Origin of the sequence: uncultured Agrobacterium sp. (assembly GCA_913777615.1) — a bacterium.
In the GTDB taxonomy this organism is placed as follows: domain Bacteria; phylum Pseudomonadota; class Alphaproteobacteria; order Rhizobiales; family Rhizobiaceae; genus Agrobacterium.
This window is the reverse complement of record CAJYTK010000002.1, coordinates 42456-57891: the sequence shown is the minus strand read 5'-3', so window position 1 is coordinate 57891 and position 15436 is coordinate 42456. Positions and strand designations below refer to the sequence as shown.

The following is a 15436-nucleotide window of genomic DNA, read 5'->3' as shown; positions in this document are numbered from 1 at the left end:
AAGCGGGATCGACGATTTAGGACATAACGCCGTTGAAAATACTGTTTTTCCTTGCTAAACAGCGCGTGAAGTTGGTCAGAATGATTGGTCAGAATGGCGGGAAAGAGCAGCAAAGGGTCCAAGCGGTTGCTGGATCTAAGGGGGCAGACTTGGTGGTTTCGTATGGCGGTTCCTGCCGCCTGTCGCGAACACTTCCATGGCAAGACGATGTACATGCAAAGCCTGAACACCGGCGACATCAAACAAGCTATGGCCCAGCGCGACATCCTTGAGCGGGAGGTTCGAACGCTTTTCGCTCGCGTGAAGGCGGGGGAGGTGGTCAGCTCGGCTGAAGAGCTAGCTGAGCAGCGAGGACAGCTTTATCGGGAAGCTCTGGCAGCCACTCAGCAAGGCCGCGATAGCGAGGCGTTGCAGGACCTCGTATGGGCCGCTGAGGCCGAACAGGATGCACTGAAGGAGAAGGCCCGAGAACGTTTCGTCCGCGCCTTCGCGGGTGACAATCCCATTGACCACCACTTCGATGCATATCTGAGCTTCATCAAGCTAGCCCCAAAGACCACCGCTGAACGACGGGGCGTTCTCAACCGTTTTGCCCGATGGTGCTTTGCCGAGAAGTTCAGGCTACCTGACATCACCCGCAAGAACGCTGGCCGCTATGTCACCGAAGTTATCGAGCCGATGGACCGTAGCACGGCAAAGAAACACATGACCGGGCTTCGCGGATATTGGGATTACCTCCTAGTACGCGGACACGTCCCCGGCGAGTTGAAGGACAACCCGTGGCAGGGTCAGCTGGGTGCCAGCAAGAAACGCCGCGTTGAACGGGGGGACGGTGACGATGAGCGGCCCTACACAGAGGACGAACTGAAGCGGCTGCTATATGCGCCTTATCCCAGCAACATGGACCCCGATTGGGAGCCGCTCTTACGAGATGCGCTGACGATCTCTTGCTTATCGGGAATGCGGCAAGCGGAGATACTGACGCTATGGGTCGAAGAGGTCCATGACGGGGTTTTCGACATCCAGCAGGGCAAGACAGAAGCCGCCGCTCGCAAGGTGCCAATCCACCCAGCCCTTGCCGAAATCGTTCAGCGCCGCACCGAAGGCAAGCAACCCAAGGATTGGTTCTTCCATGAAGTGGCCGACCTGCGTGATCCCGGTGACACCTTCGGCAAGCGGTTCAACCCGTTCCGTAAGAAGCTGGGGGTCCATGAACTCCCGCCCGGCAAAAGACGAAGCCTCGTAAACTTCCACTCGGCCCGCAAGTGGTTCACGACCCAAGCCCGCCATGCAGATCAACCGGCTGAGACGATCAGGGATGTGATCGGACACAAGGCCAACAAGAAGAAGGACATCACCTTTGGCGTCTATACGACCGGTGCTTCGGCGGCCCAGATGAAGGCCTGCGTTGAGGCGGTCAGGCTGCCGGAGCCAACGGAAGCTGCGGCTGAGGTGCAGTCTGTGAAGCTGTAGTGTCGATCCGCCATTCGAGAAGAATGACGGATTATTATACCTTGAGAGCCATCGTGTGCAGCCTCCTGCAAAGCGGGGCTGGACCCCTATCGACAACGTGATCGCGTGTTGCACAAACTGCCATAGTAGCCTTCACAAGGCAGCGAGTGCGAGTGGAACCTAGAACAGCCAAGCAAGCGCATACCACAACTGATGGACTAAACTGCGAGGCTGCCATAGGCTGTGCCTAAAGCTGGCAAGGGTAGTTTGGGCAGGGGGAGAGATGAGGAAGTGGCTTTGTGCGCTGGTGCTGAGCTGGCCGGGGGGCGTATTCGCAGATGACGCTGCGCTGCTGAAGTTCAGAGACTTTCTCCCTGCTCAGATCGCCAGCATGAGCGAAGACGAGAGAAAGCAGTCGGTTCCAATGGCTTACCTCATGGCTACGAACTTGGCGCTATCAGAGTTCGGTTCCGATGTTCTCCAGGCGCAGCTTAACTCGCTCTTGTATGATGGCTTGGCCGACTTCGAAGGAGCTAAGCGAGCATTTCAGACTGACTTGGGACAAGTAGTGACAGGCGACCTGACGGTTGGTCAGATCAACGAGTTGAGCTATCGATCCGAGCGGATCAAGTTGCAGCCCGTCAACTTTTTCTCGTACGGCTACTCGCATTCCATAAACGAGAACTACGCAGCTTTGCGCGGTACTGTTCAAATCATCGATGAGAAGATTGCGTATCCAGTCAACTACGTCACAGTGAAGTGCCACAAGGCCGAAGGGTACTGCAGCTACAATCAGGTCGCGCTCACGTTGCCGGACCGGAATTCATGGGCACAGACGTACAGCGTGATGGAGGTTGCCGATGAGTTTTACAAGATCACGAGGTGGGAAGGAAAGCAGATCGACGCAACGCCCTTCACGGTGAACCGATGCCGAACCAACCGACTGACCTTCAACTTTGAGAGCGAAGAGTTTTTCGAGGTGGCGACCAACAATTCAGCTCGAGATTGCGAGACCGAATTGGGCGTCACGATCCCTCGCTTGCAGCAGCCGCGCGTATCGAAGATCATCGATGGGACCCAGCTCATGAATGCTGAATTCCAGCGGATACAGGATGAGGCGAGTGGCTACTACGCCTCTGCGTTCAGGCAGCGATTGCAGCAGAAGTCGGCCAAGGGCGGTAGAGTGACGCAAGCCCCGACTCCATGATCCGTGCAAAACACATTATCTCTCCCCCTCGTGGTCATGCGCCCCACAATGCCAATGTCTTCTCAGCCGCTGCCGGGTCTTCCTTTATGCGGTAGATCGTCTGGCGTGACAGGCCGGTGGCCTTAGCGATCTCGGAGACAGGCGCTCCTTTGCTCTCCATGTCCACTACCTGAGAGAACTGGTCGCGGGTGTAGCTTGGCTTGCGCCCCTTGTAGCTGCCATCGTCTTTGGACTTCAGTTGGGCAATAGCGACCCGCTGAGCTTCCTTCGTGGCCTCGGCTTGTGCCTGTGCTGTCGCGGCCATGAAGGCGATCAGTGAGTCTCTGACGGCCATTTGAACGGGGTCTGTCGTGGAGCCGTCAAAGATCATGTTGTTGATGATCGTGCGGATGACCACACCCCGGCGGATGAACTCGCGGATCGTGTCTGTCACATCAGCGTAGTTTCGGCCAAGGCGATCTATCCAGCGGACGACCAGCACGTCACCATCCCGGAGCATGTCGAATAGGCGTCTTCCTTCTGGACGATCCTTCATCAGGACAGAGACACCCGACACGCCATGGTCGGCAATCACGTGGTCGAAGGTGAAGCCGGCCTTCTCGGCTTGCGCTCGCTGGTGATCAAGAGACTGTTCGGTTGTTGAGACGCGGGCATAGAGGAACGTTGCCATTTCGAATTCCTGTCCGATAGGGTAGCGTCCATATAGATGCATGTCCGTAAGCAGTATGTCAACCCTAAGGGACAGACGGGAGCGCGGTTTGAGAGTGTCCGCTGAGGTATACCCAAACGGACAGGTGGCATGGTAGAAGTTGCCCTTGGTCAGGAGGGGCGGCATGGTTGAGGTCTTCAAGGTTGGAAAGCAGTACACTAGGGAGGAGGTGGCTACTCAGATCGATATGCCTGTCGAGCGGCGTGGAGGGGCTTGGGATACCGGCTACGACGAATGGAACGGGCGGGCATTCATCTTTGCCAACGTAGGAGTAGCGGGACGCACCGGGCACGACTACGGCAACAGGTGGGAGGGCAAGAACCTGGTCTGGTTTGGCAAGACAAACGCCAGACGTGGGCAGCCTCAGATTGACCGCTTTATATCCAACGCCATTGATGTCCACGTCTTCTGGCGAGGGGCTGATCGTTCACCCTTCACTTATGCGGGTCTAGGTACAGCAATTGCAGCCACTGAAGACACACCCGTCCAGGTGACGTGGAGCTTTGAGCGGAATGAGCCAGCCGTGGCACTCGCGGTACCCCAGTCTTCACCAACGTGGCGGCGAGGCCCTCCGCCTGTTTCGGGTGAGGCAATTGTCGTGCGCCCGAGCGGCGAAACGTACGTCTATCTACTTCGCCTAGAAGGCCCGGTAGATGCGCTTGTCGATCTGCCGCCTGATCACAGTGTCATCAAAATTGGCATGTCGGGAAACATTGAGCGTCGTATTGCCGAGTTGAACGCAGGCTTCCCACCAGGTTCCAAGGTCCGATGGGCAGCTATGCGAACCCGTAAATTCGATGCTGCTCGGGCGGCATGGGAATTGGAAGGACAACACCTCGAAGCCTTGCGCAAGAATGGATGTTGGATAGGCGGCGAGTTCGCTGTGGTTCCCGACATGATGATGGAGAAACTGCTAGTATGATGCTCCCAGCGAGGGGGCACCGGGGGACATCGGGGGTTCCACTTATCTAATCTGGGGTTAGAAATTTTCTCGACAAATATTTGGGGCGCTCCGGCCGTGGAACCACCCGACCGAGAATGCCTTCCACGGCCAATACGTCGCAACGTATGGGGCCTCACAGCTACTTAGCAGCAAAGCTCAATGCGACTTGTTCGAACACCCGACCGATTTCGTCTCTCCCATTATTTTTGGCTAGCGGGCTATCCAGGCGGGGAAGATACATTCGGGTCAGCAACGTAGCCGCTTCTCGGGACAAGTAGCTGGTTTTGCATTCCGAGGAACAGCCACTAAAGCCCTCCTCTCCGATTACGTGCGTCTCTCCAGTGTCGGTGAACACGCTCGCTGCGTCGTCCAGGGTGTAAATAGACTTGTCCATGTCTGCGCCACGCGTGTCCAATTGTGCCCAGAGATCAACGATGGCGACATAGATGCGACCGTCAAGTTCGCTAAAGCGCAGGCTCGCAGCCTTGTCTTCGCTAGACATGAAAATGATAGTCTTGGTGTTCTGAATAATGGTCTCGATCATAGTTGGTCCTTCTTGCCGAGGGTTACTCAGGCAGGTTCGTTGATGATGATAGGTAAGTTGTTGACGGCGTAGGCCGCTCGGTGGTTGTCGACGCTGTCATCCGACGAAGGCGGAGGTGAAAGCAGTCGCGTCTCAGAAACTTCGGGCGTTGCCGAAGGCTCGGCTGTACAAATTGTACAGTGTAAGGGATGTACAGGCTGGTGTCAGAACGGACACGGAGGAAGGTCATCCTCCTCGTCGAGATCACGATCACCCGTCACAGTCAGCCCCAGTTCCTCTGCCCAAAGGTAAAGCACGTCTGGCCCTTTTGCGCCGAAGTAGCGGTCCAGCGTACGAGCCGCAATGGTTGGGTTATGAGCCAGCTTCGTGGAGAACTCCTTGGCCATCCTTGATGCGTAAGAGATGACCTGTTGTTCGACCATTTCCTCGATCTGATCGTCATCCATTGTGATCTGCTTCCCATTGAACTCTCGGAACGCCTTCTTCCAGGTAACGTCTTCAAGGTATTCCGACCCCAAGGCGCTGATGACTTTGCGCATGTTGGCTATGGTGCTTGTGCCGACACCGGTCCGTTCGGCGATCTCCTTCTTTGACCACTCACCGAAAAGCGTCCAACGCCACGCCAACTCGTAGCGTTGCTCTGGGGTCATCTGGAGCCGCGCCTTGACGTTGCTGGACGCTGCTTCAGTCATCGCCTCCTTGGCCGAGCCGTGGAACCAGTGGACCGGGATGCTGACCAGTTGCTTCGCCTTCACCTCGAAGCGGCGATAGGCTTCAAGCCGATGATGGCCGTCGACCAGCAATGCATGCTGGCCGCAACGCCAGACGGTGATCGGGTCGAGGTCTCCACCACGATCCAGAACGTCGAGCAGCGCCCTTACGTGGCTCTCATCGATCAACAGCCCGCGAACCTGAAACACGTTCGGCACCATCTCCACTGCCTTTATCGGCAATCGAGGCGGTTCCTCGGGGTCGTCTTCATTTCGCGCCTTCATCGCTGCCAATGCCTCATAGGCTGGCTTCAGGTCATGGACGAAGGTCTCGGGGTCGAGTTGTCCGTGCATGCGGATTGTCCTCATTTCGTTGGTGGTTGGTTGTCGTTATTGGATGCCTCCCGCCCTCGCCGTTGTCCCAAAAGACGATCTCCCCGAACCACGAAGGAACGAGGAGATCGCAAGAAGGACCAACGATGAGGGTGATGTGACGAATACTCGTCACGCCGCACTCCCCAGGGTCGGGTCGCCATGAATGGCTGTGCGGGAGGTGGGCAAGCGAACTGACAAACGCCTACTATCCATAAAGCAGGGGCAATTGGTGGTCGTCAGTCGCCATGCCGGGAACCGATGAACACGATACGCGCAAGACTGCCGCCCACGAGGCCGAACACGCACCAAGCTGAGGAAAAGTCAGCGGACAAAAAGGACCCAGTGAAGGAGCCTGGTTAGGCACCGAGGAGCACCACGCATACAAGATCACAGGCAACTGCTAGACCCCTATTTGCTCGCTTGGAGCTAGTTGGAACAGCAAACACTGCGAACGTATGTGTTCCCGACTGTCATAAAAGCATCGTCGGGAACCGCCCCCTGCGCTTTCAACCCATTCAACAGCTCGATAGCGCTCTTCGGCGGCAGCGTTCGAGTGAGTGCCACGGCATACCACTTGTTGGTGGCCAAATACGCGGTGACGGGTAAGTCCGAGCTTTGCACATAAGCCGCCGCATCGGAGTAATTGTCAAAGCTCCGAATTTGAATGAATCGGTTTTCGAAGGGCTGATCTAGGAACTGGTCAACCCTCACCCAGTTGTGGTGCAAATATCCTTCCTTCCCTTTCACCCTCACTCGATACCACCGCTCACCTACCGAGACGATTTCAACCCGTTGCCCATTCTTCAGCGGCAACAGCTTCTCAGACTTTTGGTCTTCCGCTTGCCGCAGGTACTCTTTCCCTTTCGGGACACGCAACGCCCCTGTTTGAGCCAACGGAATTTGAAACCGTTGGTCATCGCTGGCAATGCGGTAGTCTGGGAGCGCTCTTGCCTCGGTTCCCGTAGGTGGCGTACTCGGTGCGGACGCTTGAACAGAAGGTGAGCTTGTATCCAAATCCAAGTTTGTAAGTTTGTATTGCGCCATCTCGCTCTTCGAGAGATAGCGCATGTCGTCTTTTTCATAGCTAAATGAAAGTTGCAGGAGGCCAGGGTCAATGCCCATCTCCGTCATGTAACTTATAGTCTGTGCGGTCTGATGCTGAATGTAGGAGACAGCATCATCAACTGAGATCGCGGTTCCTTCTGAGAATGACGACTTGTGGACGCCTATCGAGCCGGTTTCCGCTGCCCGTGTGATGCCTCCCATAAATGCCAGGGCGCAGGCCGAGGAGCACTCCATCCCCCTGAACTGAAAAGTGGAAAGACGCAGTAACCGAATTAGGCGGCCCATCTCAATCGCTTTCGATGGATTACCACCTGGGGAATTGAACACAACGATGCCGAACTTCCCGCCTAGAGTTTTGGCAAGCAATACGAACTCGCTGAGGTCTTGGGTCGGCTCGAAGACACCCGAGACAAGTATGGCTGCCTTTGAGTTGTCGAGCGGCTCCACTGAAAAAGTCAAAGCTGAAGCGTGCCCTGCAATGAAAAAGCCGACAGTAGCTGCCGTCGCCGCCAAAAAACGCTTTACAAACATCGAAGTGCCCCATCCCGTTGCGATTTGATTATAACCGAATCTGAGTGTGCAGCTAGAGGCGAAGACCGCTCTACCCACACCAAGGACGCGGTGGCAGTGGGCAACCAGTTGGCACTTGAAAGGTACCGCAAACCCCTCAGAAATGGGTGCAGCACCTATCGGTACTCTCGGTACCGGGAGCACCGGAGCAAGCAGCCTTCGTTAGTTGAAGGCGCGACGCTATGATTTCCTTCGCGCCATGTCGAGGTGGCGCGTTGAACCGGCCACGCAATTCAAACATCAAGACCTACTGCTAGCATTGGTCAGAATGGTTGGTCAGAATGAAAATCACCGACCTCTACAAGTCGCTGTTTTGTAAACATAAATCAAAACACGCAAGGAATTGGTGGAGCTAAGCGGGATCGAACCGCTGACCTCTTGCATGCCATGCAAGCGCTCTCCCAGCTGAGCTATAGCCCCATAAGGGTTCCGGTATGATTGATCCGGTTCCGGGAACCGAAGCGGTTGTTTCCGTTCGGTGGCGGCTTGATACTTCTCATGAATGAAGATGGCAAGCCGAAAAATTCGCCCGGTGACATTTTTTTGTAACCGGGCGAAAAAACTTTGGAAAATCAGGCTTCTTCGTCGTCGCCGCCGACACCGATAATGCCGGAGACGTCGTCATCGTCGTCATCTTCATCGGCTTCGAGGAAGGTGTCGTCGTCATCGTCCAGCTCGACATCGTCATCGCCGATATCATCGGGAACTTCGTCGTTGTTGTTGTCGCCATCGGCGTCTTCCAGCGAGACGAGTTCGACGTCCGTGCTTTCGGTATCGACTTCTTGAACGTCGTCTTCCTCAGCCTGCTCCATCTTGGCTTGCGCCGTCGTTTCCTCGAAGAAGGAAAGCGGCCAGGACTTGCCGGTGTAAGGGGAGACAACCGGATCGCGGTTTAAGTCGTAGAATTTCTTGCCGGTATCCGGGTCGGTGCGCTTGGTTCCAAGTTCCGCTTTTGCCACTGTCAAAGCCTCGAATTTTTGAATGAGTTCGGTCTTAACGCCGTGAATTCGGCAGTAGACGGTAAATTTATAGCCGGTCCCCTTAATCCTTGGCGTGGTGCCTGTCAAAGATAAACTGCATGGGATTGCGAGGGTGGAAGTTTTCGGCTGCTTGCGGGGTGAATGCTCCCATTCTTTATGATAAAGTCCGCGCCTTAGGCAAACGTCCATTCGAGAGTTTACCCCCATGACTTTTACGATCGCCATCGATGGCCCGGCAGCGGCAGGCAAGGGTACGCTTTCGCGCAAGATTGCCGAGGTTTACGGCTTTCATCACCTCGACACAGGCCTGACCTATCGCGCCACGGCCAAGGCGCTGCTCGATGCCGGCAAGCCTCTAGATGACGAAGCGATTGCGGAAGAGACCGCGCTCCATCTCGATCTGGCCGGGCTAGACCGCTCTGTTCTGTCACGCCATGAGGTAGGGGAGGCGGCCTCGAAGATTGCGGTCATGCCCGCCGTGCGGCGCGCACTGGTAACGGCGCAGCGCGCATTTTCGCTGCGCGAGCCGGGTACGGTACTGGACGGACGCGATATAGGCACCGTCGTCTGCCCGGATGTGCCGGTGAAGCTTTATGTGACGGCTTCTCCCGAAATCAGGGCAAGACGTCGTTATGACGAGATTGTCGCGAGCGGCGGTGCTGCCGATTACGAGGCGATTTTCGCAGATGTGAAGAAACGTGACGAGCGGGATATGGGCCGGGCTGATAGTCCTTTGAAACCAGCGCAAGACGCGCACTTGCTTGATACGTCGGAAATGAGTATAGAGGCGGCGTTTCAAGCGGCAAAGGCGATTATCGATGCCGCGATGAAGAAATAAGAATTGTACGGGAATCGGCATGTCCGATTTCCGTTCTGGAATGTCCCGAAAGCAAGCCCTGCGCCGGAAAGCCTTGCACGACAAGGCGGGCATGGATTTTGGGAATGATCAACGCAAACCCCCGGCGCTTGTGTGTCCTGTAATAATCGGACACTTCAGGAGATTTAATGTCTGTAGCTACCCCCACGCGCGACGATTTCGCAGCCCTGCTCGAAGAGTCCTTTGCTTCCAACGACCTGGCCGAAGGCTATGTTGCCAAGGGCATCGTAACGGCCATCGAAAAGGATGTCGCGATTGTTGACGTTGGCCTCAAGGTCGAAGGCCGCGTTCCGCTCAAGGAATTCGGTGCCAAGTCCAAGGACGGCACGCTGAAAGTCGGCGACGAAGTCGAAGTTTATGTCGAGCGCATCGAAAACGCTCTGGGCGAAGCCGTTCTGTCGCGCGAGAAGGCTCGCCGCGAAGAGAGCTGGGTCAAGCTCGAAGCCAAGTTCGAAGCTGGCGAGCGCGTTGAAGGCGTTATCTTCAACCAGGTCAAGGGCGGCTTCACGGTCGATCTCGACGGCGCTGTTGCCTTCCTTCCGCGTTCGCAGGTCGACATTCGTCCGATCCGCGACGTAACGCCTCTGATGCACAACCCGCAGCCCTTCGAAATCCTCAAGATGGACAAGCGTCGCGGCAACATCGTCGTTTCGCGCCGTACGGTTCTCGAAGAGTCCCGCGCCGAGCAGCGTTCTGAAATCGTTCAGAACCTCGAAGAAGGCCAGGTTGTTGACGGCGTCGTCAAGAACATCACCGATTACGGTGCGTTCGTTGACCTCGGCGGCATCGACGGCCTGCTGCACGTCACCGACATGGCATGGCGCCGCGTCAACCATCCTTCGGAAATCCTCAACATTGGCCAGCAGGTCAAGGTTCAGATCATCCGCATCAACCAGGAAACCCACCGTATCTCGCTCGGCATGAAGCAGCTCGAGTCCGATCCGTGGGATGGCATCTCCGCCAAGTACCCGGTTGGCAAGAAGATCTCCGGTACGGTCACGAACATCACCGACTACGGTGCATTCGTCGAGCTGGAGCCGGGCATCGAAGGCCTGATCCACATTTCCGAAATGTCTTGGACCAAGAAGAACGTACATCCCGGCAAGATCCTGTCCACGAGCCAGGAAGTCGACGTTGTCGTTCTCGAAGTCGATCCGTCCAAGCGCCGTATCTCGCTCGGCCTCAAGCAGACGCTGGAAAATCCATGGCAGGCATTTGCCTACAGCCATCCGGCCGGCACTGAAGTCGAAGGCGAAGTCAAGAACAAGACCGAATTCGGCCTGTTCATTGGCCTCGAAGGCGATGTCGACGGCATGGTTCACCTGTCGGATCTCGACTGGAACCGTCCGGGCGAGCAGGTCATCGAAGAGTTCAACAAGGGCGATGTCGTCAAGGCTGTCGTTCTGGACGTTGACGTCGAGAAGGAGCGTATCTCTCTCGGTATCAAGCAGCTCGGCAAGGACGCTGTGGGTGAAGCCGCAACGTCTGGCGAACTGCGCAAGAACGCTGTCGTTTCCGCTGAAGTTATCGGCGTTAACGAAGGCGGCATCGAAGTGAAGCTCGTCAACCACGAAGACATCACCTCCTTCATCCGCCGCAACGACCTGGCACGCGATCGTGACGATCAGCGTCCGGAGCGTTTCTCGGTTGGTCAGGTTCTCGACGCCCGCGTCGTCAACTTCTCCAAGAAGGATCGCAAGGTCATGCTTTCGATCAAGGCTCTGGAAATCGCAGAAGAGAAGGAAGCCGTCGCTCAGTTCGGTTCGTCAGACTCCGGCGCTTCGCTCGGCGATATCCTTGGCGCGGCTCTGAAGAACCGCGGCGAGTAATCGTCAGCCTATGAGACATGAAGAGCCCGCCGGAGCGATCCGGCGGGTTTTTTGTTGTTGTTTTTCAGACCTGGGATTCGTGTAAGTTCGCGGTCTCGTGGACACACGGGACGGTAGGTTAGGTGAAGTTGCCCATTCGCAAGTAATAAGACTCAGCATCACCCACCCGGCCATCTTCTCGCGCACCTTCGGAAACCGAATGATCGACCGGCTCATCATTGGCGGCGACGCGCTCTTCCTCTTCGAGTGGCTCGTCTGGATGATTCTGCTGTGCGTCGTTCTGGTCCGGATGGTGCTGCCCAGCCTCTTCTTCAGCCCCTCCTTCGCCCTCACCATCAGAGGAAGGCCAGCGACCGCGGGGCGGTGCGTCCTCGTCGCGCTTCTGCTCCTCGATCGGGTAGTTGACGAAAGGAAGCGGTGTGCCCGGCTTGGTAATCAGCGAGGCAACCGCGGATTGGAGCGCGGCCTGCTCGAAGGCGAGGCTCTTTCCGTCGGCTGTAGCTAAGGCGCTCGCAGCGGCCCGCGCTTCCGGGCGAAGCATCGCTGCCGGGCTCTCTTCATTTGCAGCGCCAGTTGAATGGCCTTGCGTCTGCCCAGACGTCAGGAATTGCTGCGTCTTCGGAGCCTCAGCATCCGAGGTTTCTTCATGTGGCACGATAGGCGGCGCGGAAAATGTGCTTGGCAGCGGATCGGCGCGCTCGGGCAGTCTGCCGAGCAGCACGGCCAGCAACAATGTCTCCATGTCCTGTGGGCTCGCGCCGCGAAACTGCCTCGCAATCGTCGCGGCATCTGTCTTCAGGAACGGGGTAAGCGGGGCATGATCCGCAGCACCATCCTGCGTGATCATCGGCACGTCTGCGCTCTGCGGAGGCAAGGTCAAAAGACCGGCCTTGCTTGATGGTGCGGGCTGCGGAGAAGACTGAGCGCACTGTTCAGGAGGCAACGCTTGAGGCGTGCTGAGTGCAGCGTCCGCGTTCTGAGCGGTTATTTGAGAGGGGAGCGGTGTCTGCGTGGTCGCTTTCGCAAAAGCCTGCGTTGCGGGCGAAGCGGTGTTTGACGCTGGCTGGGCGTCCGCCTGTTCTGCAGGCGGCGCCGGAGAGATGGTCGCGGGTTTACGTGTCAGAGAATCGTTTTCACCAACGGGGAGTGGCAGTCGAGATAGAAGTGTTGCGGGCGGCGGCCCGTTGACCGGTCGAAGATTAAGGGAAGGGCTATCCGGGAGGAGATCCTGAAGATAGGGCGGCAGCGCCACCTTCACGCCGTCCTCGGACTGGCCGACACGGGCAAGTTCCAGCATCGCGGCCAACCTGGCAGCATTCGGCCCTGCGTTGTTCTTCAGAATGTCGAGCATTAGCGCAATGGTCATGCCCTTCAGCAGCGTTCCCAGTTGCTGTTCGAGTGTCGCTCTCTGCGCTATCGGCAGAGATTGAAGGGCCGAGGTGAGACGGTTCACATAGGCTCCTGCGTCTTCTCCTTCCAGACGCTCCATTCCCAGAAGCGAACCCAGAACTTCTGCGAGCACGGTTCCGGTGCGGTGAAGCTCGGCTTCCCCGGAGATTGCGCGGGCAGCGACGACGGGGATATTAGGAGAGGTGTCGGAGATGGCTTGTGGGGTGGTCGGCTGGTTGGCCGGCGACGCGACCGCATCCGGCTTTTGCCCCGGGGTCTGCGGGGAAAGCTCTCCTGCTGTGACGGCACTGACAGGCGGCAGCATGGCACGCTCTTTCTTCTGTCCGAAGCGCGTTGATCCGCTGTCATCGCGTCGCAGCTTTGATGCTCAAGGGTGCGCGCGAGCCTTTGCTCCTCATCCGCACCGCCAGGATATGATCTCCTCAGTCGACCGCATCAAGGCGAGCGAAGGGAATCACTACGACCAATCATGACGACAAAATATTAATCGACCGCTAACCATAAGTGCGGACCCCGGCACTCATCGACGTCTTCAGCTATGGGCGAAGATGTCGGTATCGTCCCAACCGAGAAGGTCGAGCTTGGCGCGCGTGGGCAGGAAGGCGAAGCACGCAGTGGCGTGATCGTAGCGTCCGTCGCGTATCAGCCGGTGGGTGAGCTTATCGCGAAGTGCATGCAGGTGAAGAACGTCGGATGCGGCATATTCGAGCTGCGCCGGGGAGAGTGTGTCGGCGGCCCAGTCTGACGATTGCTGTGCCTTGGAGATGTCGATCTCCAGCATCTCTTTCAGATTGTCCTTCAACCCGTGCCGGTCCGTATAGGTGCGGCAAAGCCTTGAGGCTATTTTGGTGCAGAAGACGGGCGTCGTCGTCACGTTGAACGTGTAGAAGAGGACGGCTATATCGAAGCGCCCATAATGGAAAATCTTCTCGCGGCTTGGATCCTCCAGCATGGCGACGAGGTTTGGTGCCTCTTTTTGTCCCGCCGCGATCCGCACCACGTCCGCCGTGCCGTCACCTGGCGAAAGCTGCACGACACACAGCCTGTCGCGGCGCGGTACCAAACCGAGCGTTTCCGTATCGACGGCGATTGCGCCTGTATAGCGCGCGGCATCGCTCGCAGAAATATCGCCTTCGTGATAACGGATCTTGGCAGCCATTTGGTACTCCGAATTACGCGCTTTACGGTTTCGGCTACAGCATCGGCCCAAAAAACCGAACCCGATTTTCGAACCTAGGCGTAGACTTGAAGAATACAAAGCATACTTTGCGCGTCCAGAGGATGCACGGCGCTCTATAGCGCATCGTGGTTGCTGGCGATACCGCTTTCGGCCTTGAAGCTCTTGCCTCATCAGCCGGTCGCGGTCTAGGTTGCTGCCATACTCCTGCCAATCACGAAATCTCTTCATCCATGACCAAGAAAATCTACCTCGCCGGACCTGAGGTCTTTCTCTCCAATGCTCGCGAAATGCTGGAGGCGAAGGCAAAGCTCGCTCGCGAAGCTGGCTTCACGCCCCTATCTCCTGGCGACCTCGAAATTCCACCGGCAGATACCAAGACAGGCCACGGCTGCAACATCAACGCTATCGATGAGCATATGATGCTGGAGGCCGACGCTATCATTGCCAATCTGACGCCTTTTCGGGGGATCGCCGCCGATGTTGGCACGAGCTTCGAACTCGGCTTCATGTGTGCTCTCGGTAAGCCAGTGTTTGCCTATACGAACATGGCGAAGAACCATTTTAATCGCATCCACGATCATTATGCTGGCGCGGTGGAACTGGCCGATGACGGGCGTTACAGAGGGCCAGACGGGCTTTCGGTGGAGAATTTCGACATGATCGACAATCTCATGCTGCATGGCTCGATCCTGCGCCGCGGCGGCGGCGTAATCGTCGGAGACGCGACGCCTGACGAACTCTACACCGATTTGACGGCATTCAAAGAGTGCCTGAAGCTTGCTGCGGCGAAGCTTCGTTAAAACAACTGCATCAAGCGGAGAGCAGATATGACAGCCACTATCCTCATCACCGGCGCGACCTCCGGCTTCGGCCTTTCCACCGCGCGTCTTTTCGCGAACGAGGGTTGGAAGGTGATCGGTACAGGCCGTCGCGCCGAGCGCCTTCAAGCTCTGAAAGACGAACTCGGATCGTCCTTCCATGGCCTGGCATTCGACATCACCGATGAGGAAGCGATGCGCTCGGCTTTCGCCGATCTACCGCAAGAGTTTGCCGCAATCGATGTGCTGATCAACAATGCCGGCCTCGCTCTCGGGACGGCCGCTGCGCCGCAAGTGCCGCTTCAGGACTGGCACACGATGGTCAACACCAATATCACCGGGCTGTTGAACATCACCCACCACCTGTTGCCGACGTTGATCGAGCGTCGCGGCATCGTCGTAAACCTCTCATCGGTCGCCGCAAGCTGGCCATATGCCGGGGGGAATGTTTACGCTGGCACCAAAGCGTTCCTGCGCCAGTTTTCGCTTGGCCTTCGCTCGGACTTGCATGGCAAGGGGGTGCGCGTTACGTCGATCGAGCCTGGGATGTGCGAGACCGAGTTCACCCTGGTGCGCACCGGTGGTAATCAGCAGGCGTCCGACACGCTGTATAAGGGCGTCAATCCGATCCTGCCGGAAGATATCGCCAACACCATTCATTGGGTGGTGTCACAGCCGAAGCATATCAACATCAACAGCATCGAGTTGATGCCGGTAAACCAGTCTTTCGCAGGGTTCCAGGTTCACCGCGACACGTGACCTATTCG

General features: G+C 57.1%; 14 protein-coding genes, 1 tRNA gene and 1 pseudogene. 8 read left to right on the top strand and 8 right to left on the bottom strand.

The window, feature by feature from the left end; genetic code table 11:
• The first annotated feature begins 93 nt into the window (after positions 1-93).
• From QZ862_RS01355 to QZ862_RS01350, 3 genes and pseudogenes are all read left to right on the top strand, one after another.
• A complete protein-coding gene (locus QZ862_RS01355; protein ID WP_363315892.1) occupies positions 94-1473 on the top strand; it encodes a DUF6538 domain-containing protein in 1380 nt (459 codons plus the stop codon).
• A gap of 49 nt (positions 1474-1522) precedes the next feature.
• Positions 1523-1636, top strand: a pseudogene (locus tag QZ862_RS21290) (hypothetical protein); the annotation flags it as partial.
• 99 nt (positions 1637-1735) lie between these two features.
• Positions 1736-2659 carry a hypothetical protein gene (locus QZ862_RS01350; protein WP_296096989.1) on the top strand — a complete coding sequence of 308 codons (924 nt, stop codon included), beginning with the start codon at positions 1736-1738 and terminating at the stop codon, positions 2657-2659.
• Between the two features lie 34 nt (positions 2660-2693).
• On the opposite strand, the gene QZ862_RS01345 is transcribed toward QZ862_RS01350, so the two are convergent.
• Positions 2694-3329 (bottom strand): recombinase family protein, encoded by a 636-nt coding sequence (locus QZ862_RS01345; RefSeq protein ID WP_296096987.1) that lies wholly within the window; start codon positions 3327-3329, stop codon positions 2694-2696.
• A gap of 163 nt (positions 3330-3492) precedes the next feature.
• Between QZ862_RS01345 and QZ862_RS01340 the strand changes: the two genes are divergently transcribed.
• Positions 3493-4290 (top strand): hypothetical protein, encoded by a 798-nt coding sequence (locus tag QZ862_RS01340; protein WP_296096985.1) that lies wholly within the window; start codon positions 3493-3495, stop codon positions 4288-4290.
• Between the two features lie 160 nt (positions 4291-4450).
• Here the strand turns inward: QZ862_RS01340 and QZ862_RS01335 are convergent, their stop codons facing one another.
• From QZ862_RS01335 to QZ862_RS01315, 5 genes are all read right to left on the bottom strand, one after another.
• Positions 4451-4855 carry a hypothetical protein gene (locus tag QZ862_RS01335; protein ID WP_296096982.1) on the bottom strand — a complete coding sequence of 135 codons (405 nt, stop codon included), beginning with the start codon at positions 4853-4855 and terminating at the stop codon, positions 4451-4453.
• A 203-nt stretch (positions 4856-5058) separates the two neighbouring features.
• Positions 5059-5919: a hypothetical protein gene (locus tag QZ862_RS01330; RefSeq protein ID WP_296096980.1), complete on the bottom strand. Its 861-nt coding sequence runs from the start codon at positions 5917-5919 to the stop codon at positions 5059-5061.
• A 447-nt stretch (positions 5920-6366) separates the two neighbouring features.
• Positions 6367-7536 (bottom strand): SH3 domain-containing protein, encoded by a 1170-nt coding sequence (locus QZ862_RS01325; RefSeq protein WP_296096978.1) that lies wholly within the window; start codon positions 7534-7536, stop codon positions 6367-6369.
• Positions 7537-7919: 383 nt separating this feature from the next.
• Positions 7920-7995: transfer RNA gene (locus QZ862_RS01320), tRNA-Ala, on the bottom strand.
• Between the two features lie 152 nt (positions 7996-8147).
• On the bottom strand, positions 8148-8534 hold the full coding sequence (locus QZ862_RS01315; protein ID WP_296035780.1) for a TIGR02300 family protein: 387 nt from the start codon (positions 8532-8534) through the stop codon (positions 8148-8150).
• A gap of 226 nt (positions 8535-8760) precedes the next feature.
• Between QZ862_RS01315 and cmk the strand changes: the two genes are divergently transcribed.
• Both cmk and rpsA read left to right on the top strand, forming a co-directional pair.
• Positions 8761-9393, top strand: coding sequence for a (d)CMP kinase (gene cmk, locus QZ862_RS01310; RefSeq protein WP_296096976.1), 633 nt, complete (start codon positions 8761-8763; stop codon positions 9391-9393).
• 167 nt (positions 9394-9560) lie between these two features.
• Positions 9561-11261 carry a 30S ribosomal protein S1 gene (gene rpsA, locus QZ862_RS01305; protein WP_296017851.1) on the top strand — a complete coding sequence of 567 codons (1701 nt, stop codon included), beginning with the start codon at positions 9561-9563 and terminating at the stop codon, positions 11259-11261.
• Between the two features lie 118 nt (positions 11262-11379).
• Here rpsA and QZ862_RS01300 read toward each other — a convergent pair whose 3' ends face one another.
• Both QZ862_RS01300 and QZ862_RS01295 read right to left on the bottom strand, forming a co-directional pair.
• Positions 11380-12975, bottom strand: a complete 1596-nt coding sequence (locus tag QZ862_RS01300; RefSeq protein ID WP_296096974.1) for a hypothetical protein — start codon at positions 12973-12975, stop codon at positions 11380-11382.
• A 228-nt stretch (positions 12976-13203) separates the two neighbouring features.
• Entirely contained in the window at positions 13204-13830 is a 627-nt protein-coding gene (locus QZ862_RS01295) for a ribonuclease D (protein WP_296035771.1), read from the bottom strand.
• Between the two features lie 251 nt (positions 13831-14081).
• Between QZ862_RS01295 and QZ862_RS01290 the strand changes: the two genes are divergently transcribed.
• Together QZ862_RS01290 and QZ862_RS01285 are read left to right on the top strand one after the other, a co-directional pair.
• Positions 14082-14651, top strand: coding sequence for a nucleoside 2-deoxyribosyltransferase (locus tag QZ862_RS01290; protein WP_296096973.1), 570 nt, complete (start codon positions 14082-14084; stop codon positions 14649-14651).
• Between the two features lie 27 nt (positions 14652-14678).
• Positions 14679-15428: an SDR family oxidoreductase gene (locus QZ862_RS01285; RefSeq protein ID WP_296096971.1), complete on the top strand. Its 750-nt coding sequence runs from the start codon at positions 14679-14681 to the stop codon at positions 15426-15428.
• The last annotated feature ends 8 nt before the right edge of the window (positions 15429-15436 follow it).